Here is a 23557-nt window from a genome sequence, read left to right on the forward strand (position 1 = left end):
TCACAAACCGTTTATGAGCACTTTGATAAATTAGTTAGATTTAGCCACTAGACAACAAGGCTGATGATATCTTTGATAAAATTAGCTTATGCCGTAAATAATACCAACCTTAGTAACATGCGAGTTAGAACGGCGACTGCGTATATAGGCATAAGCGAAAAACAAAAGGCCTCACATCGCTGTGAGGCCTTTTATTATAAAGAGGTGAGTTGGCCGATAAGCCGGGTCCTGTCGTGGACAGTTATTCATCTAGGCCTGCAATCGCTCACAGGCTCAAGCAACCTACCCGGTTCCTACGCGAGCAGCGCACATACTATTTAAAGTAATGGAACCCTATTTGGTCTTGCTTCGGGTAGAGTTTACCTTGCTACGAACTATTGCTAGCCGCACGGTGCGCTCTTACCGCACCCTTTCACCCTTACCATTTTAGCAAGCTAAAATGGCGGTCTCCTCTCTGTTGCACTTGTCGTCGGTTCACACCGCCCAGGCGTTACCTGGTACCCTGCTCTTTGAAGCCCGGACTTTCCTCCCCGTACTTGCGTACGCGGCAACTGTCTGGCCAACTCGGCGCGGATTATAGCGTAAGCCTGCCAACAAACCAATCCATAGTTTGCTTTATCGATATGACTAAAATTATAAACCGAGTTCAAGGCCAATTTTATACAATGCATTCTTTTTAAAGCCATGTATTTGCGCGGCGATTGCGGCAGCTTTTTTAAGCGGTAATTCACCTGCCAGCAGTGTCAAAGTATCAATAGCGACTTTAGGTATTGCTTCATCGTCGGCCTGGGCAAAACCATGACACATAATAACAATTTCACCTTTTTGTTGATTCTCATCTGCAGTGACCATTGCCAGAACGTCTTCAGCTGTGCCTGATAAGAAGGTTTCAAAGGTTTTCGTCACTTCTCTAGCCATAACAATTTGGCGATCAGCACCCAGTGCAGCAACAATTGATGTAAGGCTGTGAACAATTCGATGCGGTGATTCATAAAAAATTAACGTACGCGGGTCTTCTTTAAGCGCTGTTAATTTATCAATGCGACCTTTTTCTTTCGCCGGTAAAAAACCTTCAAAACTAAATCTGTCTGATGGAAGTCCAGAGGCACTTAGTGCAGTAATTGCAGCGCAAGGTCCCGGCAGTGGAATGACTTTATGACCTGCATCTCTAACATGTTTAACTAGGTGATAGCCTGGATCAGATATTAGCGGTGTGCCAGCATCTGAAATAAGCGCAACCGATTGACCTGATTGTAATTGCTCAACAATCCACTGGGCACGATCACGCTCGTTGTGGTCATGTAAGGCTGTTTTACGGGTTTCAATACCGTAATGACTTAACAATCTGCCACTGTGCCGAGTATCTTCACATGCTATCAAGCTAACTTGATTTAACACTTCAATTGCACGGCTACTCATGTCCGCGAAATTGCCAATGGGGGTGGGCACAATATAAAGTGCTGCGGCTTGATCCATAACTACCTCAATAATCTCTTTGCACAAGTCTTTCGCCCAGCGTAAGAGCAGGTTAAACTAAAGCCAATATCTTACCAGAGTGAAGCCCTGTGTTAAAAAGACTGATTTCAATTAAATTTCTATTGGCACTGACACTACCAGCATTATTGATTGGTTGTTCAGCCACTAAAACCGAAAGTATTGATCAAGTAGTCAATACGTCATTAGTGTCTGTAGAGCAACCAGCAAGTGTTTATTTATCCGAAGCCAGCAAAAGCAGCTTACCTGAAAAACGTGATCGCAACCTGTTATTAGCAGCCCATGCGTATATTAATGATGGTAATTACAGTTCTGCTGGTAGCATTTTGTCATCGATGCTAAAAAATATGGTGAAAGTGTCTACCATTCAGGCTGAGCACATTTACTTAAATGCGCGTATTGATGAAAAGACTCAAAATGCGCAGGCAGCATTAAACACATTACAATATCCACCCCATTGGCAACTGCCCCGTTGGCAAATGGCGACATATCATCAGTATAAAGCCCGCCTTTATAAGGCTATCCAACAACCTATCGATCAAATTAGACAATTAAGTTTGTTAAGTAACTATTTGCCTAAATCTGAATCGACTCAGGTTAATGACGTTATTTGGAAAGTGTTACAGCCCTTACATGAAGAAACCATTAAAAGCTTCATGCGTGAACCGGCAAACCCAATATTTTCAGGCTGGCTACAACTCGCTTATATTGCTAAACACTATGCAGTTGAACCCACTCAGCTGGTTCGTTATTTAGGCGAATGGCAACGCAATAACCCGTATCATCCAGGTGCGGTAAAATTACCGTCTGATTTAGAAAAAGCGCTCAATGCTAAACCTTATCGCCCGCAAAACATTGCGGTGCTATTACCGCTTTCAGGCCCAAGAGCGGCTGTTGCTGAACCCATAAAAATGGGCATTATGGCCAGCTACATGGCCGAATTTGATAGCAATGTCACTCTGCATTTTATTGATAGCCAAATAGGCATCAAAGCAGCTTATCAGCAAGCAACTGATACCGGTGCAGACTTTATTATCGGGCCATTATTGCCTAATGAAGTGGAAGAGTTGCAACGCTTAAACCAAAGTAAAGAGCAACTTATTCCGCAACTGTATTTAAATCAACTAGAGCAGTTTGAGCCACAGTCTAATCAATTTTATTTCTCGTTATCACCCGCGCAAGAAGCCAGTGATGCCGCGCGTAAATTGTACGCCGATGGGGTTAAGATACCTTTACTGCTAACCAGTAATGACGCCATTGGTAAACGTATGGCTGAAAGCTTTAATCAAACCTGGTTATCGTTAACAGAAAATAACGCTGAAATTCATTATTTTGATAGCGGCGACCAAATGAAACTCACGGTGCAGGAAGCCTTAGGGGTTAAAGACAGTCAGGCAAGAATTACTCGTATGAAAGATATACTGGGCAGCAAACTTGAAGCTGATTTTCGCTCTCGCCAAGATATAGATGCTATCTATATGGTTGCGGCTTACCAAGATTTATCGTTATTAAAAGCCTTTTTAGACGTTAACTTCAGTGTATTTGCAGAACCTGTTGCACTTTATACTTCGAGTCGCGGCCGCTTAGAAAACGAATCAACCCAGTCGGCACAAGAGTTAAATAAAGTGATGATCAGCGACATACCTTGGTTAATGCAGCCAAGTAACGAAACTCGTATGGTTGAATCTTTATGGTCTACCTGGAATAACAGCCAAAAACGTTTATATGTTATGGGGTATGACGCGCTCGAGTTAGTGAACCGGTTAGCCCAAATGCGTGCATTTCCAGGATACCAATTTAATGGCCGAAGCGGTGCATTGTCGCTAAAATCTAATGGGTTAATTGACCGTCAATTAACCTGGGGCAAATACGAAAAAGGTAAACTCACGCCACTATGACATCAGGCGAACTCGCTGAACAACAGGCTAGAGAATATTTACAGCAACAAGGATTAACCTTTGTTACTGCAAATGTGCGCTACAAGTTCGGCGAGATTGACCTCATTATGAAGCAGCAACAGACTTTAGTGTTTGTTGAGGTGAAATATCGCCAATCGCAAGCCTTTGGCGGCGCGATAAATGCTCTGAGCGCTAAGCAAATTAATCGCATTCGCCTCAGTGCCAACGCTTATTTGCAACAACAAGGTATTAATCCACCTTGCCGATTTGATGTTATTGCCATAAATAACACACAAATAAGTTGGATTAAGGGATGTTTTTAAGCATCAATAGTTACCACAGCATTGATTTATGGCATTATATCGACACAGACTTGGCGACAATACACCCCGGTAGTTAGCCGCCAGTAAAAATTCTATATCGTAAGGATTGTTGCATGTTAGAACGTATTAAAGACAGTTTCACAGAATCGATTCAAACTAAAATTGATGCGGCGGAAGCCTTACCTGAATCAATTGAAAAAGCTGCTGAAATGATGGTGCAATGTTTACTCGGCGGTAATAAAATTCTTTCATGTGGTAATGGCGGCAGTGCCGGTGACGCGCAGCATTTTTCGGCTGAGCTACTTAACCGTTATGAAATTGAGCGCCCACCTTTACCGGCTATTGCATTAAGCTGCGACACATCAACTATTACAGCCATTGCGAATGACTACAGTTACGATGAAATTTTCTCTAAGCAGATTTTAGCCTTAGGCCAACCAGGTGATATTTTATTGGCTATTTCTACCAGTGGTAACTCTGGCAACATTATTAAAGCCATGGAAGCTGCTTTAAGCCGTGACATGACTATTGTCGCAATGACAGGTAAAGATGGCGGCGCTATGGCAGGCTTGATGAGTGCTGGCGATGTTGAAATTCGTGTGCCATCAAATGTTACCGCGCGTATTCAAGAGGTACATTTATTAGTCATTCACTGCTTATGTGACAATATTGACCGTACGTTGTTCCCTCAGGATGAACAAGCATGATAAAGCTTGTTGCCATCATCTCGGTTATGGCCTTGCTGCAAGGATGTGCTGGGGCAGTTATGGTTGGCGCTGTTGGTGGCGCCAAGATGGCTAATGATGAGCGCAGTATGTCTACTCAAATCAGTGATACCAATGCTGGCTTTGATATTACTGGCGCCCTTTCAAAATACGAAGACTTAAATAATCAAACCAATATAACTGGCGTGGTGATGAACGGTAACGTATTAATGTATGGGCAAGCGCCTAACTCTATGTTGCGCGATAAAGCAATTAAAGCAGTACAAGAGTTAAATATTGGCGGTAAAATTCATAATCAAATACGTATTGGTAATCCCACTTCTTTTACCACCCGTAGCAATGACACTTGGGTAACCACTAAAGTGAAAGGCCGTATGTTGAATGAGAAATCATTAGATGTGACGCGCATTAAAGTGATTACTGAAAATGGCGAGGTATTTTTACTCGGTTTGATTGAACGTAGCCAAGCTGATCTGGCCGTTGACGTGGCCCGCAATACCGCCGGAGTTCGTAAAGTCGTTAAAGTGTTCGAATATGTCGAGCCCAAAGAAGAAGATTAGTCGAACTTTAAAACCTAATTGTATAAATCAAAAAAGCACCTAAAAAGGTGCTTTTTTATGCATAAGAAAACCCTATACAATCATGCCGATTTTCTTATACACCAAGTCTATAGTTGCTTGGGCGCGCGCTTTGGCTTTTTCAGCCCCTTGCTTCATCACCTGCTCAAGATAAGCTTCATCTGCACGATACTGCTTAAAACGTTCCTGTAACGGTTCAAGCATAGCGACAACCGCTTCACCAGCTTCAACTTTTAAATGGCCGTACATTTTACCTTCAAACTCAGCTTCTAAAGTCGCAATAGACTTACCCGTTACACCTGACATCAGGCTCAATAGGTTCGATACACCGGGTTTATTTTCAACATCAAAACGCACCACTGGTGGCTCGCCGCTGTCTGTCATGGCTTTTTTAACTTTCTTCAGAATTGCCTTTGGCTCTTCTAGCAGACCAATAACATTATTGCGGTTATCATCAGACTTAGACATTTTCTTCAGCGGCTCTTGTAATGACATTACCTTAGCGCCGTGTTCTGGAATATATGCCTGAGGCACGGTAAAAGTATCGCCATAGGCATTATTGAAGCGAGTGGCAATATCACGCGTCAGTTCAAGATGCTGCATTTGATCTTGCCCTACAGGCACTGATTGCGCTTGATACAATAAAATATCTGCTGCCATCAATACAGGGTAACCAAATAAACCGACATTAATATTGTTAGCATGCTTTTGTGACTTGTCTTTAAACTGGGTCATGCGATTTAGCTCACCCATTTGGGTGTAACAGTTCAACGCCCAACTTAACTGAGTATGCTGCGGCACATGTGACTGGACAAACACGGTACTTTTATCAGGGTCAACACCACAGGCTAGATACAGCGCTAATGTATCTAAGCACGCATCACGTAATTTCTCAGGGTCTTGACGAACAGTAATTGCATGCAAGTCAACGACACAATAAATACAATCATGTGTGTCTTGCATTGCCACCCACTGGCGTAGCGCGCCCATATAATTACCTATGGTGAGCTCGCCTGATGGCTGTGCTCCGCTGAAAACTATGGGTTTAGTCATGGGTTTTGTTGCTCCAATTACTGTGTTATAAAATTATTTAGAAAGTAAAAACTGACCGATTTGGCCAAAGTCATCACACACTTCATTCGGTTCGCTTAAACGAATATGTTCACCATAGTTATAACCATAAGTTAACCCTATGACTGTAACATTGGCCGATTTAGCTGCTAAGATATCATTCTTAGAGTCGCCTATCATCAACAACTGTTGCGGCTGGATTTGCCATTGCTGCAAAAGGTGATTAAGGGGTAATGGATCAGGCTTCATTTTTGCCAATGAATCCCCCCTAACACATGATCAAAGAAATCACGTAAACCAAACGCTTCTAATAGCGGAATAGTGAAACGATAGGGTTTGTTCGTCACCACAGCCAAACGATAGCCAGCCTGTTGTAAAGCCATTAGCGTCGACAATACGTTGGGATATAATCGGCTATATTTCTCCAGAAACACACCATAGTGATGCATAAACTTAGGCATAGTGTCTATTAATAGCGATTCATCAACCTCTTTAGCCAGTGCAAAGCTGAGCGCTCGGTGCATCAGCATTTTAGCGCCATTGCCTACCCAGCCCCTTACTTGATCTTCACTTGCTTGTGGCAAAGCCAATTCAAGTAATGTTGCATTGGTTGCGGCCGCCAAATCAGGCACACTGTCAATTAAGGTGCCATCCAAATCAAAGGCTATGGCACGTATTTGATCAAAATTTGTCATGGTTAGGCTACTATTTACGGCTAATAAAGTTGACGTTATAGACTATACTTTTGCTAACTCGCTGCGCATTTCATCTATGACCGTTTTATAATCAGGTTGACTAAAAATAGCCGACCCCGCTACAAACATATCTGCACCTGCTGCCGCGATTTCAGCAATGTTATCAACCTTAACACCGCCATCTACTTGTAAACGAATATCAAAACCACTGGCATCAATACGTTGGCGTACTTGGCGTAATTTATCTAATGTTGACGGAATGAATGACTGACCACCAAAACCTGGGTTAACCGACATCAATAAAATAACATCCAGCTTATCCATTACATGGTCTAAGTAATGCAATGGTGTACCAGGATTAAACACTAAACCTGCTTTACATCCTGATTCTTTAATCAACTGTAAGGTACGATCAACATGCTCAGACGCTTCTGGATGGAAGGTAATAATTGATGCACCTGCTTTAGCAAAGTCAGGTACTATTCTATCTACAGGTTTAACCATTAAATGAACATCAATATCCGCAGTGATCCCATATTGACGTAATGCCGTACAAACCATAGGGCCTATAGTAAGATTAGGGACATAATGATTGTCCATTACATCAAAATGCACCACATCTGCACCCGCATCGAGTACAGCTTTAACATCGTCACCCAAACGGGCAAAGTCAGCAGATAAGATTGATGGAGCAATTAAATAAGGTTGCATCTTGGTCTCGCAGCAAAATAAATGAAGTAATAGTTTACCCTTTGAGGCGAAAAGCCTCTAGTTAAACGACAAAAAAAAGCCCTAGGTATGCAACAAGTTTGATTTTGAAAATAAATATGCTGTAAATGTTCATAAACTATACGGATTTGGTATAATGAATAAGATTTCGGCAGTATTTCAGGTACAGCTAGATGGTACCAATGCACTAGTATGATTAACTAGCTATCAATTCTATAGAAGCTAAATGCAAATCAAGCAAACTAACATATTGTTAATTAAGTATTAAATTTTTTAGAAAACAAATTATATTAAGTTCAAGTTTGTTGAAAGTGAAAACGAACAATGCCAGTAATATACTGGCGTTAATTAATGGAAAGGATCCCCTTATGGAATTACGTCCACATCGTTTATTTTCGTACCTTAGCACTAAGTCAGTAAAATCGATCGCTGCTATGGTGACGACTTCAACCTTGGTCGTGCTAATTAGTTTTGCATTTTCGTCGTCAGCCAAACAAAATATTGATCAGGCATGCGCCTGTGATACGGATGTAAATTATAATGCGAGTTTACCCTCTAGCCACCCAGTCAACCGCTGTGCCACCAAAGAACATGATGTAAGTTGGAAAAATTGGATCTCTGGCAATAGTCGTTCAAGTCAATTCCATTTTATCGACTTAATTGAATTATTATATGGTCATAAAGATAAACCACTTGCAGATATACCTGCATCAAATAAGCCAGAGCAGATTTAACAATGTCTTTTTGGCGAGTATTTAGCAGCACGATTGCCGCATTTTTTGGGGTACAAACCGATAGTAATCGTCAGCGAGATTTTAAAACAACTTCACCTGTGCCTTTTATTCTAATGGGCATTGCTCTAGCTGTAGTGATGGTTTTAACGTTAATTTTTATTGTGCAACAAGTCCTTAGCTAATCTCTCAAGCCTAGTTTTCTTCATCGTCACAATAGTGATGGTCATATAGCGCCATAATTTCATCTACTTTAATTCGCGAAGCACCTTTCTGGCTAATATTTCTTTGCACAGATATTGTGGCAAGTTTTGCGCCACGATAAAGCTCTCTGGTCAGCGCAATGTCATGATTACTGATCAGCACTGGAATATTGCGTTTATGGGCTGTATGACGTGAATGTCTGGCAAGTAATGCCTGATCATCTAAACTAAAGCCTGGACCTGCGTAGGTAGTAAAACTTGCGGTGGTAGATAATGGAGCATAAGGAGGATCACAATAAATAACATCGCCTTCTTTTGCTAAAGCGAATGCACCTTCATAACCAATACATTTAAATGTGGCATTTTTGGCTTTAGCTGAAAAATGGCGAATTTCGGCTTCAGGGAAATAGGGTTTCTTGTATGAACCAAAAGGTACGTTAAAGCCACCTTTGCGGTTATATCGACACAAGCCATTGAACCCAAAACGATTTAAGTATAAAAAATATACCGAGCGGGTAAAAGGATCACGGCTCAAATTAAAATCGGTACGTATCTGATAATAAGCTTCTTTGTTATTCATTTCAGCAACAAATAATGCTTTGGTCGCCTTGATATAAGCATCTGGCTTTTGCTTTACTATTTCATAAAGATTAATCAAATCTTGATTAATATCGCATAACAAGTAGTCGTCATAGTGGGTATTTAAAAACACTGAGCCAGCACCAACGAAAGGCTCAACTAGTCGCTGACCTTTTGGTAGATGTTTCGACAATTCATCGACGAGTTTAAATTTTCCACCCGCCCATTTTAGAAAGGCTCTATGCTTTTTTGTCATAAAGTAAGTTACTTGCTGCCAAAATTAAAGCTGGAGATTGTACTCTGTTTACACTTATTTATCATCGACTTTCCAGTTCAATTCTATATTCGCTTAAATCGGTCCACTTTCTCACCCAAGGAGCACTTATGCTATGCTCAGCTTGTAACCGCTTAGCCTGTTGTTGAGCCTCCTGTGGAGAAAAATACTGACCAAACAACAACACATAACGCTGCTTATGTTTAGCGATATAAACAGACTCTTTATTACCGATTTTAGTTATTATCGATTCTAATGATTTCTTATCTATTACGCTGGCCAACTGAAGCGTATAGCCCTTATTAAGTAGATCATTGTTATCATTTATCTTTGTGAGCACTGGCTTGCGAACATCTTTCGCAATACTTGGCATATCCGAACTAGCGGCTTTCGGTTCAGCTGCAGAGCTTTCAGCATCAGCGATAGACTCGTTGTTATTAAGCGCTGTTGAGCCTATTACAAGCGCAGTATCTCTACTGTGACTCACCTTTTCTATCCCGGGTAGTTTAATGCTCTGTATCGCAAAAGGAGGATGAGTTTGATTATTTTTTGTCGCAGGCTTAATAGATGATATCAATGTCTTACCATAGAATACGATAGAGGCTTCAGCGCTGTCTCGTTGTTGTTGCTGAAGTGCGGTCAATTGCTTCTGTGGCTCGGTTAATTCTACTCGATTAAACCTTGGCTCATTTTTAACAAAGTAGCCCATTATTACCAATACAGTCACAAGCATTAACAACGAGGCTAATTTGATTTTCATCCCCCAAACAGGGCTATTTTGTTTCGGCTCGGTTATCGCTAACTTTAATAATTCAACGACTTCAGAGGGTGTTCCAGATTGATTCTCCAGCTGACGATGAATAATATCTCTCGCGATAAAAGAGGTACTACCGGATCTCATTAGTAAGCTTTGATATAAACCATCCCGCTCTGCTATCGGCAATGGCTCAATGGTAATAGGCAATAATAACTGACGCATGTCATTGGATAGCTCAGCCATTAATTTTGAAAGATAAGAGGAATCCATTGCCATAGTCACTGAAACATTTGAGCCGCCACATTGAATTTTTGATAGCAGAATGCATTCTGCCCATAAGGTTTTTGGCAATAAATGGGCATCATCAATAATGATATGTAAGGGTTTAGTCAACGTTGATTGAATACGCATAATGGTATCCATCAGGGGGATTTCATCGTCGAAAATAGGCGAAGAAATTAATTGAACCAGAATTTTACGCCGGATCTCTGCTGAAGCAGCATGCTGAGGGCAAAGGACAAGCGCCGAATTATAATCATCAAGTTCACTGGCTAGTGCTGCACTTAAGGTAGATTTACCCGATCCTTTTTGGCCACATAATAACAGTAACTGTCCACTATAGCTGGCGGTATGCTGAAGTCGCTCAACGAGCTCTTCTTGGGTTGGCAGTAATAATAATGCTGAAGTCAAAAAATCCACCACACGTCAATTATGCGCGGTTGATCACCCGCTCAAGTAAGTCTTCACTAACATCACTGAAAACGTCTGCCTGACCTAAAGCAGTTGGCAAAATTAATCGAATCTTACCAGCTAATACTTTCTTGTCACGGCGCATATGCTTAATAAAACTATCAAAATCCATCGACTTAGGAGCATTAACGGGTAGGTCAAATGCAACAAATAAATTTCTAATACGACAAACTATTGACTCATCTATCAAATCAAGTTCTTGTGCAGTCAATGCAGCAAGAATTGTGCCTGCTGCTACAGCGTCACCATGCAGCCAGGTACCATAGCCCATTTCAGCTTCTATAGCATGACCGAAGGTATGACCAAGATTAAGTAACGCCCTGACTCCGCGTTCCGTTTCGTCTTGTGTGACGACATCAGCTTTAATCTGGCAGCATTTGGCGATGGTATATTCCAACGCCTGTGTATCTAATGCTTTTAACGCGGCGACATTTTGCTCTAACCAGGCAAAAAACTCTCCATCCCAAATAATGCCATATTTGATGACTTCTGCCATACCAGCAGAAAATTCATTAGCAGGAAGGGTTTTTAAGCAATCGGTATCAATGATAACGCTTTTAGGTTGATAAAATGCGCCTATCATATTCTTGCCAAGAGGGTGATTTACAGCCGTTTTGCCGCCAACAGAAGAATCAACTTGAGACAATAATGTCGTAGGCACTTGAACAAAATCGATTCCACGCTGATAACACGCAGCCGCAAAACCGGTCATATCGCCGATAACCCCACCACCCAAAGCAACGAGAACTGAATCACGAGCAAAATTACCCTCTAGCAAAGCTGAAAAAATAAGATCCAGATGCTCGAGATTTTTGAATTGCTCACCATCAGGCAGAATAATTTTTTCAACTGACGCACAAGACACCATTGCCTGTTCCAATGTAGATAAGTACAAAGGGGCAATAGTGTCATTGCTAACGATGAGTATATTCTTGTTTGCAAGGTAACGGCTAAAAAGCGCGCTATCATGCATCAAATTCTGGCCTATATAAATAGGATAACTTCTATCACCTAAATCGACCTGAATTTGTTGCATTGCTTTACCTAAAAACCGAGTTGCTCAATTATTTGATTTGCGACAATTTTCGCACTTTGTTCGTCTGTCTTTACGATGACATCGGCAATCTCTTCGTACAAAGGATTACGCGATTCTGCTAAGTTCTCAAGAACTTCGCGTGGGTCATCAACTTGCAGTAATGGACGACGTTTATCACGTTGCGTACGAGCAACTTGTTTATCGATAGTCGTCTCTAAATACACCACAATTCCGCGAGCAGAAAGATAATTGCGAATATCTTTACTCTGAACTGAGCCACCACCAGTTGCTAACACAATACCTTGCCTCTCTGAAAGATCGGCAATAACTTGTGCTTCACGACGACGGAAACCTTCTTCACCTTCAACATCGAACACCCAAGCGATATCAGCGCCTGTACGTTGTTCAATCTCGTGGTCAGAATCGTGGAATTCTAAATGCAGCATTTGAGCCAAATGACGGCCAATTGTGCTTTTACCTGCGCCCATAGGGCCTACTAGAAAAATATTACGTTTTTCAGCCATTTCGTATACGTCTGAATCTTATATAAAAGAATGCCTGATCGACTAAAGATACAGCCGACCGCTTAAAATATTACCTTGCTCTACTGAGACTTGACGGAGGATTATCTCAGCTTAAGGCTACTGCTGGCAAGTGATGGTGGCAATTATATTCAATAAAAGTCCATAATGTAGCCAAAAGCAAAGGCCAGCTAAGAGTTAGCTGGCCTTTATCATTTTATTGTATGTTATAACTTTTCAGAAATAATCTTAGGGGTCACGAAAATCAATAGCTCTTGGCGTTCGTTTTTATCAGATGTGTTTCTGAATAAGAAGCCAACTAAAGGTATATCGCCTAAAACTGGCACCTTGCTCACTCGGCTAATTAAGTTCTGTTGGTAAATACCACCCAATACAATCGTCTCACCGTTATCCACAAGTACTTGGGTACCAATGCGCTGCGTATCGATAGACACAGCCTCACCTGTAGGGGTTTGAACCGTTTTACCCTGTGAATCTTGGGTGATTTCTAGATCTAAAATCACACGGTTATCAGGGGTAATTTGTGGGGTAACACGTAACGACAACACAGCTTTCTTAAAGGTAACCGATGTTGCACCACTTGACGCTGACTCCACATAAGGGATCTCAACACCTTGCTCAATATAAGCAGCCTTTTGGTTTGAGGTTGTAATACGTGGGCTTGCAATAATTTCGCCTTTGTTTTCTTGCTCTAACGCACTTAACTCTAGGTCAAGCACGGTACCATCAGCTAACTTTGCCACATGGAAAGCAATACTTGTTGGGTTCGAAATCGCCGCAGGCAAGTTAACGTTTAAGCGATCATCTAAGCTTGGAACAAGCCCGCCAGCGATGCTTCCCGCACCTTCAAGTGAACCTGAAGAGCCTTTAGTACCCTGCTGATCTGTGATGCCCCAGCGAATACCTAAGTCTTCAGAAACATCATCTTTAACAGTAACCATACGTGCTTCGATTAGCACTTGTTTTATAGGGATATCGAGCACTTCTATTAAACGATGAATACTTTCTAAAATCTCTGCAGTATCTTTCACCAATAAAGTGTTAGTACGTTCATCAACTGCTACACTGCCACGGGTCGATAATAAGCTGGAGTCTGTACCTTTTAATAGCTCAGCAATATCGACCGCTTTAGCATAATTAATCTGTAAGTACTCAGAGTATAATGGTGCTAACTCTTTTACTTCCTGCTTATTCTTAAGGTCGTTACTTTCACGGATAGCCAATTCTTCACTCGGCGCAACCATCAAAATATTACCTTCAATACGTTTATCAAGTCCTTTGGTTTGCAAAATTAAGTCTAATGCCTGATCCCAAGGTACATCATCTAAACGTAGGGTAATATTTCCTTCGACGGTATCACTCGTGACTAGGTTGAAATTATTATAATCAGCAATAATTTGCAGAACAGTTCTGACTGAAATATTTTGGAAATTTAATGATAAAGAGCGGCCATTATATTTCTTAGCCTCTTTAGCAACAGATACTCTTTCTATTTTATCGATACTAACAGTAAATACATTACCATCTTGCTTGTAATTGTATTCATAGTTGCCACCTACATCGACTAACACTCGTGAGGTTAAGTCTTCTTTAAATGTTTCAAAACTACTGACTGGAGTTGCAAAGTCCTGAACATCCATGACATACAATAAATCATCACCAATATTAGTGTTATATAATTTAATTTCGAGCTTGGCACCAACCTGCTCGACATTGGCAGCTACAGAGCGATTGCTGAGATTAAATAATAATTCTCCGCCACCTTTTGCATTTCTTCTAAAATCAATACTTTGTATCGAATTCACAAATGGATTATCAGCACTAGAAGGCCCTGATACCGCATCGTTAATCGTTAATCGATAAGTATTACCCTCAATTTTACCCTGATAAGGCTTAACACTTTTGAGCGCAACAATAACTGAAAGATCACTGGCTTGTTGCTGTGCTGTTAGATATTTCACACCCACACTATCGATCGGTAATTTATCTTTCGCTAAGCTAGAGATGGTGTCATCAAAGTTTAAAATAATTTCGGCCGGATTGGCTGAAAGGTCCACTGTAGGGGAAGTGATTTCAGACTCGAATACCAGCTCTAATTCTAATTGATGATCGACAATTGAATGATATTTCACATCCAATAGGCGATTAGCCGCAAAAGCACTCGGCAAGGCAAAAATTAATAGCACTGACCCTAGAAGGGTTTTTATTATTGATGAATTCGTCATTGATTTTCTCATCGCGGCAGAAGATTTCATTATTCTCTCATCCTTCGCATGGTTATTTGCCAGATAATTCTAAGTTGCTAGGACGTTCAGCCCAACAACCTGAACCATCAGGAATTAATTCTATAATTTCGATATATTGGGGCGTTACATTTGAAATGCGACCATGATAAAGCCCTAAATACTCGCCCACACCCATACGATAAACATTAGCATCGGCTGATTCGATTAATGCCCAAATACTATCGTCTTCACTTAACGTACCACGCATTCTTAAATTATCTAGCGCGTAGGTTTCCAATCTGCCTTTACGTCTTGCCAAGTCGGGTTGTAAACAGTCTTTTGAGGTATCAATAACCTCTTCGGTTAACTCTCTTGAAGGCGGAACAAAAGGGCTGCGCATTAATTCAGCTTGATATGAAAAATGCTCAAACTTTGGTGTTTCTGTTAGTGGTGGAATACGGGCAACATGCTGTGCTTTAGTGGTCGTAACAAACAACTCTAAATCACTGCGGTCACCAATACAGCCTGTCAATAACAAGCTAACACCAATAAAAACGGGTAAGAGTTTCATTTAATTCTTCCCCTTAGCAATTTCTTTAGGTAACTCTGCACCTTCTTTAAAGCGATAGGTTTTAGCTAAAATAGCCATAGACAAACCACCGCCCTCTTTGTAGGTAATAGTAAAATCATGCAAACTAACAATACGTGGGAGCTTTGCAACACCACTAACCATATTGCCTATTTCATGATAATCACCCTCAACATTTAACCTAATAGGAAATTCGATATAGAAATCACGTTCAATTTCATTATCCCAGTCTAAACTGTTTATTCTTAAACCCGCATCGGTTGCTGCAAAAGTTATATCATCAAGTAATCCTGGCATTTCATTTTCAGAAGGCAGCATTTTTAATAACTCGGCAAATTGCATTTCCATGATAACAAGTTGTTCGCGGTATAACTTTAGATTAGCAGCTAATCGATATTTAGTTTCAAAATCAGCTTTTAATTCGATTTCTTTATTTTGTTCTGACTCCATTACTGAAATGGTATCGGCAATAAACAGATAATAACTGGCACCAATAACGCATATAGATAAGAACGCTGCAAAAACGAGCTTGACTAACTTAGGCCAGCCACCAATATTTTCAAAATCAATATCATTAAATTGGTCTAAATCTAAATTCATTTTTTCGCTCCTTGTTGCATATCAAGGGCTTGATTACCGAACTGATTAGTAATAGACACTTTTAGCTTGAACCGCTGCAATTGGCGTAATTCTTCATTTTGAGAAATAATAGACTGCATGCTTGGATCAGATAAATACTCAGAAGTTGTCACTTTCCTCATCATATTTGCAACGTTATTATTGGACTCGCTGCGACCTTCAATCCAAAGGGTGCTGCCTTTTTTCTCAATACTCGATAAATAAATGCCTGGTGGAACGATCCTAACCAACTCATCTAATACATGAGTGGGTAAGTTACGAGATTGCTGAAGTGCTAAAATAATTTCAGTTCGGCGTTCAATATCTTTTTTACGTTTGGTTATTTCGCTAATTTCTGCAATCTGAGTATCTAATAAGGAAATTTCAGACATTAAATAACTATTACGCTGACGTTGATCATCGGTCACTAATTCAATGTAACTAATAAACAAATAGACTAATAAAGATGTCACTAGAAAGACTAGTGCAAGGATACCAATAAAGTCACGCTTTTGTTTTTCCCGTGCTTCTTCTCGCCACGGGAGTAAATTTATGTTCGCCATTGAGCGTAACTCCTCAGCGCCAAGCCACTTGCTACCATGAACTTATTAATTGATGGCTGTAATTGGGATTTAATTGCTTCATCGGCATACAAACAGCCTTGAAAGGGATCCGCGACAATGGCATAAACGCCAAGTTCATTAGTTAATACGGTTGCCATACCTTCTAATCTACCGGTTCCGCCACATAACACCACGTAATCCACTTTTTCACGGCCACTGGCTGTGCAGTATATCTGTAGAGTACGCTTGATTTGTTGCAGCAGTTGAGTTTGAAATGGGGATAACACTTCAAACATATAGTTTCTAGGTAAGTTACCACTCACTTTAGCTAATTCAGCTTCGGCATGGGACATACCATAAAATGATAAAATAGACTGAGTAAATAACTCCCCACCAAATGCTTGCTCACGAATAAAAGTCGTTTCACCGCGTTCGACAACGGCAAATGTAGTGATATTAGCACCGACATCTACCATCGCAATGGTTTTGTCTTTAGCGCCTTCTGGAAGTTGTGCGTAAATCAACTCAGCTGAGCGACCTAACGCATACCCTTCAACATCAACCACTTTCACATCTAATTCGACAGCATCTAAAGCATCAACACGTGAGTCAATATTTTCTGTACGACAAGCACTGAGTAAAACATCCACCTTTGTCGGGTCGGTGCTGTTTTGACTCAGTGTTTCGAAATCTATACTGACTTCATCGAGTGAATAGGGGATCAAGTTATCTGCTTCGATTTCAATTTGCGCTTCCATTTCTTCTTCATTCAATGAAGCATCCATGTAAATCACTTTGGTCATAACCGCGGACCCAGAAACAGCAACAGACGCGAACTTCACCCCTTTGGGCAAAGAACGTTTCACTTGTCTTAACGATTCTAATACGGCTTCAGAATCGCGAATATCATGATCGGCAACGGCACCTTTTTTAATTGGCACAGTTGCATAATTTTGAATTTTATATCCATCAGCAGTCTTACTAAGCAATATGGCTTTTACTTCATGGGAGCCAATATCGACCCCCACCATTTGCGGAGCTTGACGCTTCCATAATTTAGAAAGCATATTCCGTCATCACAATTCTTTTATTGTTTTAAAATATAGTAGCACAAAATCATCTCGTTACACTTATTTGTACAAAATGTTTCTATATTGTACAAACACTATTTTTTTGTTTATACGTTTTTACTTCACCAAAATGGTTGCGGCTTATATACTATCGCCCTATTTAAGTTTTTTTGGAATACATGCGTGAAGTGGTTTAAACGATTAATAATTGCTTTTTTTAGTCTTTCTTTACTTGGTGTAGGTGCTATTGCTGCAGCATATTTTTATGTTTTACCTGACTTACCTGATGTTAACTCACTAAAAACAGTTCAATTACAAACACCACTGCGTATATATAGTAGTGACGGCAAACTCATTTCTCAATTTGGTGAGAAACGCCGAGTACCTGTTGAGTTTGAAGACGTGCCACAACAGCTTATCAATGCTGTACTTGATACCGAAGATGCGAGATTTTTTGAACATAAAGGTATTGATCCAATCGGTATTATTCGTGCTGCAACAATTTTAATTACGACAGGCAAAAAAAGCCAAGGTGCGAGTACTATAACCCAGCAAGTTGCTCGAGGCTTTTTCTTATCAAACGAAAAAACATATATTCGTAAAGTAAAAGAAATTTTTCTCGCGTTAAAAATTGAAAAAGCCCTCACTAAACATGAAATTTTAACCTTATATTTAAATCGCTCATTTTTAGGAAACCGCGCATACGGTGTTGGGGCAGCGGCGCAAGTTTACTATGGTAAGAACTTAAATGAGTTGTCATTACCAGAAATGGCAATGATTGCGGGCTTGCCTCAAGCACCATCAGCGGCCAACCCAATACGTAACCCCGCTAGAGCTCAAGCACGTCGTAACTGGGTATTAAGCAGAATGTTAGAGAAAAACAACATTACTGAGGCAGAATATCAAGAAGCGATTGACGCCCCGCTTACGGCACGATATCACGGTTCAGAAATTGACTTATATGCCCCATATATTTCTGAAATGGCCCGCGATTACATGATCCAGAAATACGGTGAAGAAGCGGCTTATACCAATGGCTATAATGTTTACACCACTATTTCATCTGATTTACAGTTAATGGCTCAGGATGCATTACGAGATAACGTATTCGCATACGATCAACGTCATGGGTATCGCGGTCCAATTTCGCAACTCTGGACAGGAACGCCACTTGGTCGTACTGAGATTATTGAACAGTTAGCCCAAACGCCACCAATGCAAGGTATTTTACCTGCAGCAGTAATGTCTGTTACAGATCAACAAGCAAAAATGATGCTTGCTGATGGTTCTGAAATAACCATTGAATGGTCAGGATTAAAATGGGCACGTAAATTTATCACTGATAAACGTCAAGGTTTACCGCCTAAGCTTGCTACTGATATTTTATCGCAGGGACAGCAAGTCTATGTGCGTAATAACGGCAGCTTTTGGCAATTATCGCAAATTCCTGAGGTTGCTAGTGCCACGGTAAGTTTAGACCCATTTGATGGGGCTATTCGCACACTGGTTGGTGGATTTAGTTTTAGCAAAAGCCAGTTTAACCGAGTGACCCAAGCTAAGCGTCAACTCGGCTCAAATATTAAACCATTTATTTATGCTTCGGCCCTTGAGAAAGACTGGACTCTTGCGACCTTAATTAATAATGCGCCTATTAATAAGCCTGATACTCGCCAAGGCACTGCATGGCGTCCTAAAAATTCGCCAGATATCTATGGCGGGCCAACTCGACTAAGAGTAGGTTTAGCTCAATCGATTAACGTTATGGCGGTACGCGCGCTTCGTCATGTAGGTTTACAAAATGCCACTGATGAACTGGTAAAATTTGGCTTTGATGCTAAAGATTTACCCCGTAATGAATCTTTGGCTTTAGGCTCACCTTCGGTGACACCTTTACAGGTAGCCACTGCGTTTAACGTGTTCGCCAATGGCGGTTATTTAGTTGAACCTTACTTTATCGACCACGTAACAGATTCATACGATAATATCATTGAGCAAGCATCTCCTACTCTGGCTTGTTCATCCGGTTTAAATGAGCAAACGATTAGCGAGCCATCTGACGATGAGGCTAGCAGCGATTTTTTTGCTGCAATGAATCAAGATTTATCAGCCGCTAATTCAGATACTGAATTAGTCTGTAATCGTCAAAATGGCCGCTATGCTAAGCAAGTTATTTCAGAGCAAACTGCCTTTTTGATCACCGAATCGCTTAAAAGTGTTATATGGGGTGGCGGAGATTGGAGTAAAGGTACTGGTTGGAATGGTACTGCGTGGCGTGCATCTAAGTTACTTAAACGCCATGACATTGCAGGTAAAACAGGAACAACCAACGAATCTCGTGACACTTGGTTTAGTGGATTTAATCCTACGTTAACTTCGACATTTTGGGTAGGATTTGATGACCACGGCCGTCAACTAGGGCGTGCCAGTTGGATGGCTAGCGGTGCTCCTGATCAAATATCAGGCGGAGAAGCCGGCGCAAAAACCGCTGGCCCTGGCTGGAATGACTTTATGAATAAAGCATTAAAAGGCACAACCGAAGTATCGGCTGAACCACCAAAAGGCATTGTCTCTGTTCGTATTGATTTAGAAACAGGTAAGCTCACAAGAAAGACTGATCACACAACCGCATTTGAATATTTTGTTGCTGGCACTGAGCCCAAAGAATATGCGATAGAAACTCAAAGCTCTGGTGAGACATTTATTGATAGCGTTGCGGAAGATTTATTCCAATAGCTAATTATGGAAATGATAAAGCCGTATTCAGTTAAAACTTAATACGGCTTTTTTTATGTTCGTTTGAATATGAGAATCGATTAATTATGGCAATAGTCGTTGATGTAATTCGGTTAATGAGCCAACTTGGTAGTGAGGTGTAATATTACTATCAGCCATTACACCCGCAGAGTTTAACCAGCAAGTGTCAATTCCGGCATTAATACCGCCCAAAATATCTGACTGTAATGTGTCCCCAACCATTAACACTTGATGCTTTTCAGGATGGCCCATTCGTTCAAAAGCATGATCAAATATCGCTTTATCGGGTTTCGCTTTTCCCACTTGCTCAGAAATAATCACTTGAGAAAATGCCGTCTCCATACCGGTTTTTTGCAGGCGTATTTGTTGAAGCTGAGTAAAGCCATTGGTAATAATACCTAAATTAACTTTACCCACTAAAGCATCAATAAGCGTCCTAGCACCAGGTAAAGGTTCGCAAATGTCGGCCATTGCCGCCAAAAAACCATGATTTAACTGCTCAGGCTGAACGGTTAGCTTTATTCCCCACTCAACAAATCGCTGCGTCTGTAACGTTTTGGCGTCAATAACGCCATTTTGGTATTCAACCCAAAGAGGTTTATTTACCTTTTGATAATGGTCAAAATCTGCATGACTAAATTCAACATCATATTTTGAAAATAATAACTTCAGTCCAGCAAAAGCATCAAAATGAAACAAGGTTTCATCGGCATCAAATAAAATCCACTGATATTTTGAAATATGCATTAATTACATTCACCAATTAATTGATATGTTGAGTTAACTGATAATTACTCGAAAAGTGGTTTTAATTTGGCTTCTTGCCCCAGCAAACTTTTAAAAATCGTTAACTGGTTAGCTGCACGATCTAAATTATGATTAGGTCTGTGAATACTAAAATAAGCATCGCCATTGATATGATCGGCTAAAAAACGACTGCCCAACATCAATGCCATAACTTTTATACCTAGCCATAAACTCCGTTTTTCTATTGGAGTAATGATCCCTTCTAATGCTTTGATGTAGCTTTCACTGGCAGCAGCAATAATCTCTGGTCGTGCAATTACCTTATCTAATGCAGTGGAATCTTCTTCCTCTGGCGAACAAAAAGCACGCACCATGTCACCAAAGTCATACATCAAATACCCTTTCATGCAGGTATCCAAATCAATAATGGCCATACTTGACATATCACGCTCATCAAATAACATGTTGTTGATTTTGGTATCATTATGACAAACACGCAAAGGTAATAGCGATTCAACCTGCTCAAGCTCATCAAATAACGCATGTTGACTAAAAACCAAATCAACCCAATATTGGCATTCTGACAAACGTTGACATTTATCATCACCTACCGCTTGCTGTAGCTGTTGTAGTCTAAAAGGAAAATTCAAAAAATCTTTAATAACATCATTAATGCAATCTGGGTTGAGTGAACTCAATGCCGCGACAAAATGACCAAAGGCTCCGGCAGCCATTTTTGCTTGTTCGGTGTTAGTAACCACTTCAATAGTATGGCTACTTGGCAAGTAAGTTATCGCCCGCCAATAGCCGTCATCGCCAAGATTAATAGCATATTGTTTATCTTGCGCGCTAACAGGCTTAACAACTTGTAATTGATAATGGCCTTGTTCAACTTGCTGTTGAAGATGTTCACTGACATGTAATGCATTTTCAATCAGTAAATTTGGCTGAGTAAATACATCAGTATTTATTCTTTGTAAAACAAATTCGCCCTTGGGCCAACGTACTAAATATGTCTGATTAATGTGTCCATTTCCAAGCGTTGAGATGGTGACTTTATCTAAACCAATACCAAAATGAGGCAGCACTTGCTGCCTAATAAAATCACTCACTCATACGCTCCATATTCTTTTTAAGTTATATCGTATTAATTATATTCAGTTAATCTGTCGGTAGATAATCAGCAAACTCTTGATGCTGCATTAACGTAGCTTGACTGCCCTTTAAGCTAAAGTCATAGCCACAAAGCTTAAAACTACCACGCATTGCAATATGATTAATAATAGATTTGTTATCTAAAGGTGAAAAACGCGCTTCAGTGGCCTCATCGCTCATTAAATCAACACTAATAGGCCTATATTCACTGCCATCGTTAAAAACGAGCTCACTACAGGTTTTATCGCCTTGGGCGGTATCGAGTCGCCAGAGGTTTTTTGCCGTATCTGTATCACCGAGCCAGCGCACAATAAATATGCTGTCTTGCATAACTATCCAGAAACCATCAGGCAACTTAGCGCTGACTCTGTCGATTTTTTCTGATTGGGTAACGTTAACCTTGGCAATATCTTTTTCATCACTGTCACCGCTATTAGTAAGACTGACTAGCAACCATACGATTAAACCCGATACCAGTAATACACCTAACACCTTAGCGCCCAGAATCACTGGAATATGATGCTCCTTTAAGCGATTTAACCAAGATTTGATTAACTCAGTCACCGAGCCGGTATCAAGCGCATCACGATCAACATCAAAACGATGAGATGCCTGCCAAGATTGCTTAAAAGCTGACATTGACTCGGGTGCTTGATCAATTGCAGAAAAACGCATTGATGCGACTAAAGGTTCGTCGGTAGTATCAATGTCGATATGTTTGCTGTTTGTATGTTCGGTTTCATTAACCTCAACTTCTGCATGATCAAATGAGGCATGATGCGCACCTATATCTGAGACTTCATTTTGCCCCCGCTCATCATCAGCAACATGATGCACTTCAGCAGCCATCGGTTTAACATCCGCACGAGCAGCCTGGCCAAAAACCTGTGGTTCACGGCGTTTTCTCACGCCACCTAATTCCGACTTAACCTGTGCTTTAGGGCCATAATAACCTTCAACATAAGGCACTTTTTGACTAATGGCGGGAAAGAAGCTAATAAAAACACTACAAGCAATACCTAATAAACCTACTCCTGCAATAGCAGCAAAAGGCCAAAACAAATAACAACTCAATACAAATAATAAGTGTGGCAAGACAGCAAGTAACACCCAAAAAATGGGTCTACCTGCATCATGTAAACGTCTGAGCGCAGACAAGCTAATCACTGTCGTTGTTAGCAGTGCTGCAAATAAAATAATCATGCTTTGCGGGAAAACTATCCCGACTAAAAACAAAAAACTAAAACTGGCTAAAATGATGGCCAAAAAGCGGAAGGCATTGTCGCGGCCTTGATAACACCAAAGCGTGTTTAACTGCATGAAAAATCCTTGAATCGTAAGCAAGGCAACCCGTTTGGGTCGCGGGGGTATTTTAGTATGAATCTGTGTAAAAAGAGAGTACTGAATTTCAATCTCAATCGGCAGAGATTTTATGGCTATGTAGGCAGTTT

At 40.7% G+C, this 23557-nt stretch carries 22 protein-coding genes, 1 other RNA gene and 1 pseudogene; 7 read left to right on the forward strand and 17 right to left on the reverse strand.

Features of this window, described 5'->3' with window-relative positions:
- Positions 1–201: 201 nt before the first annotated feature.
- Positions 202–567: RNase P RNA component class A (rnpB, locus tag ACRWQN_RS18785), an RNA gene on the reverse strand.
- Between the two features lie 66 nt (positions 568–633).
- Positions 634–1476, reverse strand: a complete 843-nt coding sequence (rsmI, locus tag ACRWQN_RS18790) for a 16S rRNA (cytidine(1402)-2'-O)-methyltransferase (protein WP_434939319.1) — start codon at positions 1474–1476, stop codon at positions 634–636.
- Between the two features lie 89 nt (positions 1477–1565).
- Here rsmI and ACRWQN_RS18795 point away from each other — a divergent pair, with 89 nt between their 5' ends.
- From ACRWQN_RS18795 to ACRWQN_RS18810, 4 genes are all read left to right on the forward strand, one after another.
- Positions 1566–3392: a penicillin-binding protein activator gene (locus ACRWQN_RS18795; protein WP_434939320.1), complete on the forward strand. Its 1827-nt coding sequence runs from the start codon at positions 1566–1568 to the stop codon at positions 3390–3392.
- Positions 3389–3715, forward strand: coding sequence for a YraN family protein (locus ACRWQN_RS18800; RefSeq protein ID WP_434927404.1), 327 nt, complete (start codon positions 3389–3391; stop codon positions 3713–3715). Before ACRWQN_RS18795 ends, ACRWQN_RS18800 begins: the two co-directional genes overlap by 4 nt.
- Before the next feature lie 113 nt (positions 3716–3828).
- Positions 3829–4422 (forward strand): phosphoheptose isomerase, encoded by a 594-nt coding sequence (locus tag ACRWQN_RS18805; protein WP_226412843.1) that lies wholly within the window; start codon positions 3829–3831, stop codon positions 4420–4422.
- Positions 4419–5000, forward strand: a complete 582-nt coding sequence (locus tag ACRWQN_RS18810; RefSeq protein WP_434939321.1) for a BON domain-containing protein — start codon at positions 4419–4421, stop codon at positions 4998–5000. The genes ACRWQN_RS18805 and ACRWQN_RS18810 overlap by 4 nt, the downstream gene beginning before the upstream one ends.
- A gap of 72 nt (positions 5001–5072) precedes the next feature.
- On the opposite strand, the gene trpS is transcribed toward ACRWQN_RS18810, so the two are convergent.
- From trpS to rpe, 3 genes and pseudogenes are all read right to left on the reverse strand, one after another.
- On the reverse strand, positions 5073–6071 hold the full coding sequence (trpS, locus tag ACRWQN_RS18815) for a tryptophan--tRNA ligase (RefSeq protein ID WP_434939322.1): 999 nt from the start codon (positions 6069–6071) through the stop codon (positions 5073–5075).
- A 33-nt stretch (positions 6072–6104) separates the two neighbouring features.
- A pseudogene (locus ACRWQN_RS18820) lies at positions 6105–6784 on the reverse strand (phosphoglycolate phosphatase).
- 42 nt (positions 6785–6826) lie between these two features.
- Positions 6827–7495, reverse strand: a complete 669-nt coding sequence (gene rpe, locus ACRWQN_RS18825) for a ribulose-phosphate 3-epimerase (protein ID WP_226412835.1) — start codon at positions 7493–7495, stop codon at positions 6827–6829.
- A 386-nt stretch (positions 7496–7881) separates the two neighbouring features.
- Here rpe and ACRWQN_RS18830 point away from each other — a divergent pair, with 386 nt between their 5' ends.
- Both ACRWQN_RS18830 and ACRWQN_RS18835 read left to right on the forward strand, forming a co-directional pair.
- Positions 7882–8247: a hypothetical protein gene (locus ACRWQN_RS18830; RefSeq protein ID WP_434931015.1), complete on the forward strand. Its 366-nt coding sequence runs from the start codon at positions 7882–7884 to the stop codon at positions 8245–8247.
- A gap of 2 nt (positions 8248–8249) precedes the next feature.
- Positions 8250–8429 (forward strand): DUF2970 domain-containing protein, encoded by a 180-nt coding sequence (locus ACRWQN_RS18835; RefSeq protein WP_434927408.1) that lies wholly within the window; start codon positions 8250–8252, stop codon positions 8427–8429.
- 10 nt (positions 8430–8439) lie between these two features.
- Here the strand turns inward: ACRWQN_RS18835 and ACRWQN_RS18840 are convergent, their stop codons facing one another.
- The 9 genes from ACRWQN_RS18840 to ACRWQN_RS18880 all read right to left on the reverse strand — a co-directional run bounded on the left by ACRWQN_RS18840 (position 8440) and on the right by ACRWQN_RS18880 (position 17447).
- A complete protein-coding gene (locus ACRWQN_RS18840) occupies positions 8440–9282 on the reverse strand; it encodes a Dam family site-specific DNA-(adenine-N6)-methyltransferase (RefSeq protein WP_434927409.1) in 843 nt (280 codons plus the stop codon).
- A gap of 61 nt (positions 9283–9343) precedes the next feature.
- On the reverse strand, positions 9344–10747 hold the full coding sequence (locus ACRWQN_RS18845) for an AAA family ATPase (RefSeq protein WP_434939323.1): 1404 nt from the start codon (positions 10745–10747) through the stop codon (positions 9344–9346).
- Positions 10748–10766: 19 nt separating this feature from the next.
- Entirely contained in the window at positions 10767–11843 is a 1077-nt protein-coding gene (aroB, locus tag ACRWQN_RS18850; protein WP_434939324.1) for a 3-dehydroquinate synthase, read from the reverse strand.
- Between the two features lie 8 nt (positions 11844–11851).
- A complete protein-coding gene (aroK, locus tag ACRWQN_RS18855) occupies positions 11852–12367 on the reverse strand; it encodes a shikimate kinase AroK (protein ID WP_188842299.1) in 516 nt (171 codons plus the stop codon).
- Positions 12368–12591: 224 nt separating this feature from the next.
- On the reverse strand, positions 12592–14640 hold the full coding sequence (locus tag ACRWQN_RS18860) for a type IV pilus secretin PilQ (protein WP_434927412.1): 2049 nt from the start codon (positions 14638–14640) through the stop codon (positions 12592–12594).
- A gap of 22 nt (positions 14641–14662) precedes the next feature.
- On the reverse strand, positions 14663–15181 hold the full coding sequence (locus tag ACRWQN_RS18865; RefSeq protein WP_434927413.1) for a pilus assembly protein PilP: 519 nt from the start codon (positions 15179–15181) through the stop codon (positions 14663–14665).
- Positions 15182–15799 (reverse strand): type 4a pilus biogenesis protein PilO, encoded by a 618-nt coding sequence (locus ACRWQN_RS18870; protein ID WP_226412818.1) that lies wholly within the window; start codon positions 15797–15799, stop codon positions 15182–15184.
- Complete coding sequence (locus ACRWQN_RS18875; protein WP_226412816.1) at positions 15796–16380, reverse strand: PilN domain-containing protein; 585 nt, start codon at positions 16378–16380, stop codon at positions 15796–15798. The genes ACRWQN_RS18870 and ACRWQN_RS18875 overlap by 4 nt, the downstream gene beginning before the upstream one ends.
- Positions 16368–17447, reverse strand: coding sequence for a pilus assembly protein PilM (locus ACRWQN_RS18880; protein ID WP_434939325.1), 1080 nt, complete (start codon positions 17445–17447; stop codon positions 16368–16370). Before ACRWQN_RS18880 ends, ACRWQN_RS18875 begins: the two co-directional genes overlap by 13 nt.
- 186 nt (positions 17448–17633) lie before the next feature.
- Here ACRWQN_RS18880 and ACRWQN_RS18885 point away from each other — a divergent pair, with 186 nt between their 5' ends.
- Positions 17634–20183, forward strand: a complete 2550-nt coding sequence (locus tag ACRWQN_RS18885) for a penicillin-binding protein 1A (protein ID WP_434939326.1) — start codon at positions 17634–17636, stop codon at positions 20181–20183.
- Positions 20184–20267: 84 nt separating this feature from the next.
- Here the strand turns inward: ACRWQN_RS18885 and yjjG are convergent, their stop codons facing one another.
- The 3 genes from yjjG to ACRWQN_RS18900 are packed head-to-tail and all read right to left on the reverse strand — an operon-like array spanning position 20268 to position 23426.
- Positions 20268–20951 (reverse strand): pyrimidine 5'-nucleotidase, encoded by a 684-nt coding sequence (gene yjjG, locus ACRWQN_RS18890; protein ID WP_434927416.1) that lies wholly within the window; start codon positions 20949–20951, stop codon positions 20268–20270.
- 44 nt (positions 20952–20995) lie between these two features.
- Positions 20996–22063, reverse strand: a complete 1068-nt coding sequence (locus ACRWQN_RS18895) for an aminoglycoside phosphotransferase family protein (RefSeq protein ID WP_434939327.1) — start codon at positions 22061–22063, stop codon at positions 20996–20998.
- A gap of 49 nt (positions 22064–22112) precedes the next feature.
- Positions 22113–23426: a DUF805 domain-containing protein gene (locus ACRWQN_RS18900; RefSeq protein WP_434939328.1), complete on the reverse strand. Its 1314-nt coding sequence runs from the start codon at positions 23424–23426 to the stop codon at positions 22113–22115.
- Positions 23427–23557 lie beyond the last annotated feature (131 nt).

The sequence above is a fragment of the Shewanella sp. HL-SH8 genome (assembly GCF_051165765.1).
GTDB lineage: Bacteria > Pseudomonadota > Gammaproteobacteria > Enterobacterales > Shewanellaceae > Shewanella > Shewanella glacialimarina.

Bases quoted from the DNA above. Each gene is read 5' to 3' on its own strand.
- rsmI (WP_434939319.1), bottom strand. From the start codon at position 1,476: ATGGATCAAGCCGCAGCACTTTATATTGTGCCCACCCCCATTGGCAAT.
- ACRWQN_RS18800 (WP_434927404.1), top strand. From the start codon at position 3,389: ATGACATCAGGCGAACTCGCTGAACAACAGGCTAGAGAATATTTACAG.
- ACRWQN_RS18805 (WP_226412843.1), top strand. From the start codon at position 3,829: ATGTTAGAACGTATTAAAGACAGTTTCACAGAATCGATTCAAACTAAA.
- ACRWQN_RS18810 (WP_434939321.1), top strand. From the start codon at position 4,419: ATGATAAAGCTTGTTGCCATCATCTCGGTTATGGCCTTGCTGCAAGGA.
- trpS (WP_434939322.1), bottom strand. From the start codon at position 6,071: ATGACTAAACCCATAGTTTTCAGCGGAGCACAGCCATCAGGCGAGCTC.
- rpe (WP_226412835.1), bottom strand. From the start codon at position 7,495: ATGCAACCTTATTTAATTGCTCCATCAATCTTATCTGCTGACTTTGCC.
- ACRWQN_RS18830 (WP_434931015.1), top strand. From the start codon at position 7,882: ATGGAATTACGTCCACATCGTTTATTTTCGTACCTTAGCACTAAGTCA.
- ACRWQN_RS18835 (WP_434927408.1), top strand. From the start codon at position 8,250: ATGTCTTTTTGGCGAGTATTTAGCAGCACGATTGCCGCATTTTTTGGG.
- ACRWQN_RS18840 (WP_434927409.1), bottom strand. From the start codon at position 9,282: ATGACAAAAAAGCATAGAGCCTTTCTAAAATGGGCGGGTGGAAAATTT.
- aroB (WP_434939324.1), bottom strand. From the start codon at position 11,843: ATGCAACAAATTCAGGTCGATTTAGGTGATAGAAGTTATCCTATTTAT.
- aroK (WP_188842299.1), bottom strand. From the start codon at position 12,367: ATGGCTGAAAAACGTAATATTTTTCTAGTAGGCCCTATGGGCGCAGGT.
- ACRWQN_RS18860 (WP_434927412.1), bottom strand. From the start codon at position 14,640: ATGAAATCTTCTGCCGCGATGAGAAAATCAATGACGAATTCATCAATA.
- ACRWQN_RS18865 (WP_434927413.1), bottom strand. From the start codon at position 15,181: ATGAAACTCTTACCCGTTTTTATTGGTGTTAGCTTGTTATTGACAGGC.
- ACRWQN_RS18870 (WP_226412818.1), bottom strand. From the start codon at position 15,799: ATGAATTTAGATTTAGACCAATTTAATGATATTGATTTTGAAAATATT.
- ACRWQN_RS18875 (WP_226412816.1), bottom strand. From the start codon at position 16,380: ATGGCGAACATAAATTTACTCCCGTGGCGAGAAGAAGCACGGGAAAAA.
- ACRWQN_RS18880 (WP_434939325.1), bottom strand. From the start codon at position 17,447: ATGCTTTCTAAATTATGGAAGCGTCAAGCTCCGCAAATGGTGGGGGTC.
- yjjG (WP_434927416.1), bottom strand. From the start codon at position 20,951: ATGCATATTTCAAAATATCAGTGGATTTTATTTGATGCCGATGAAACC.
- ACRWQN_RS18900 (WP_434939328.1), bottom strand. From the start codon at position 23,426: ATGCAGTTAAACACGCTTTGGTGTTATCAAGGCCGCGACAATGCCTTC.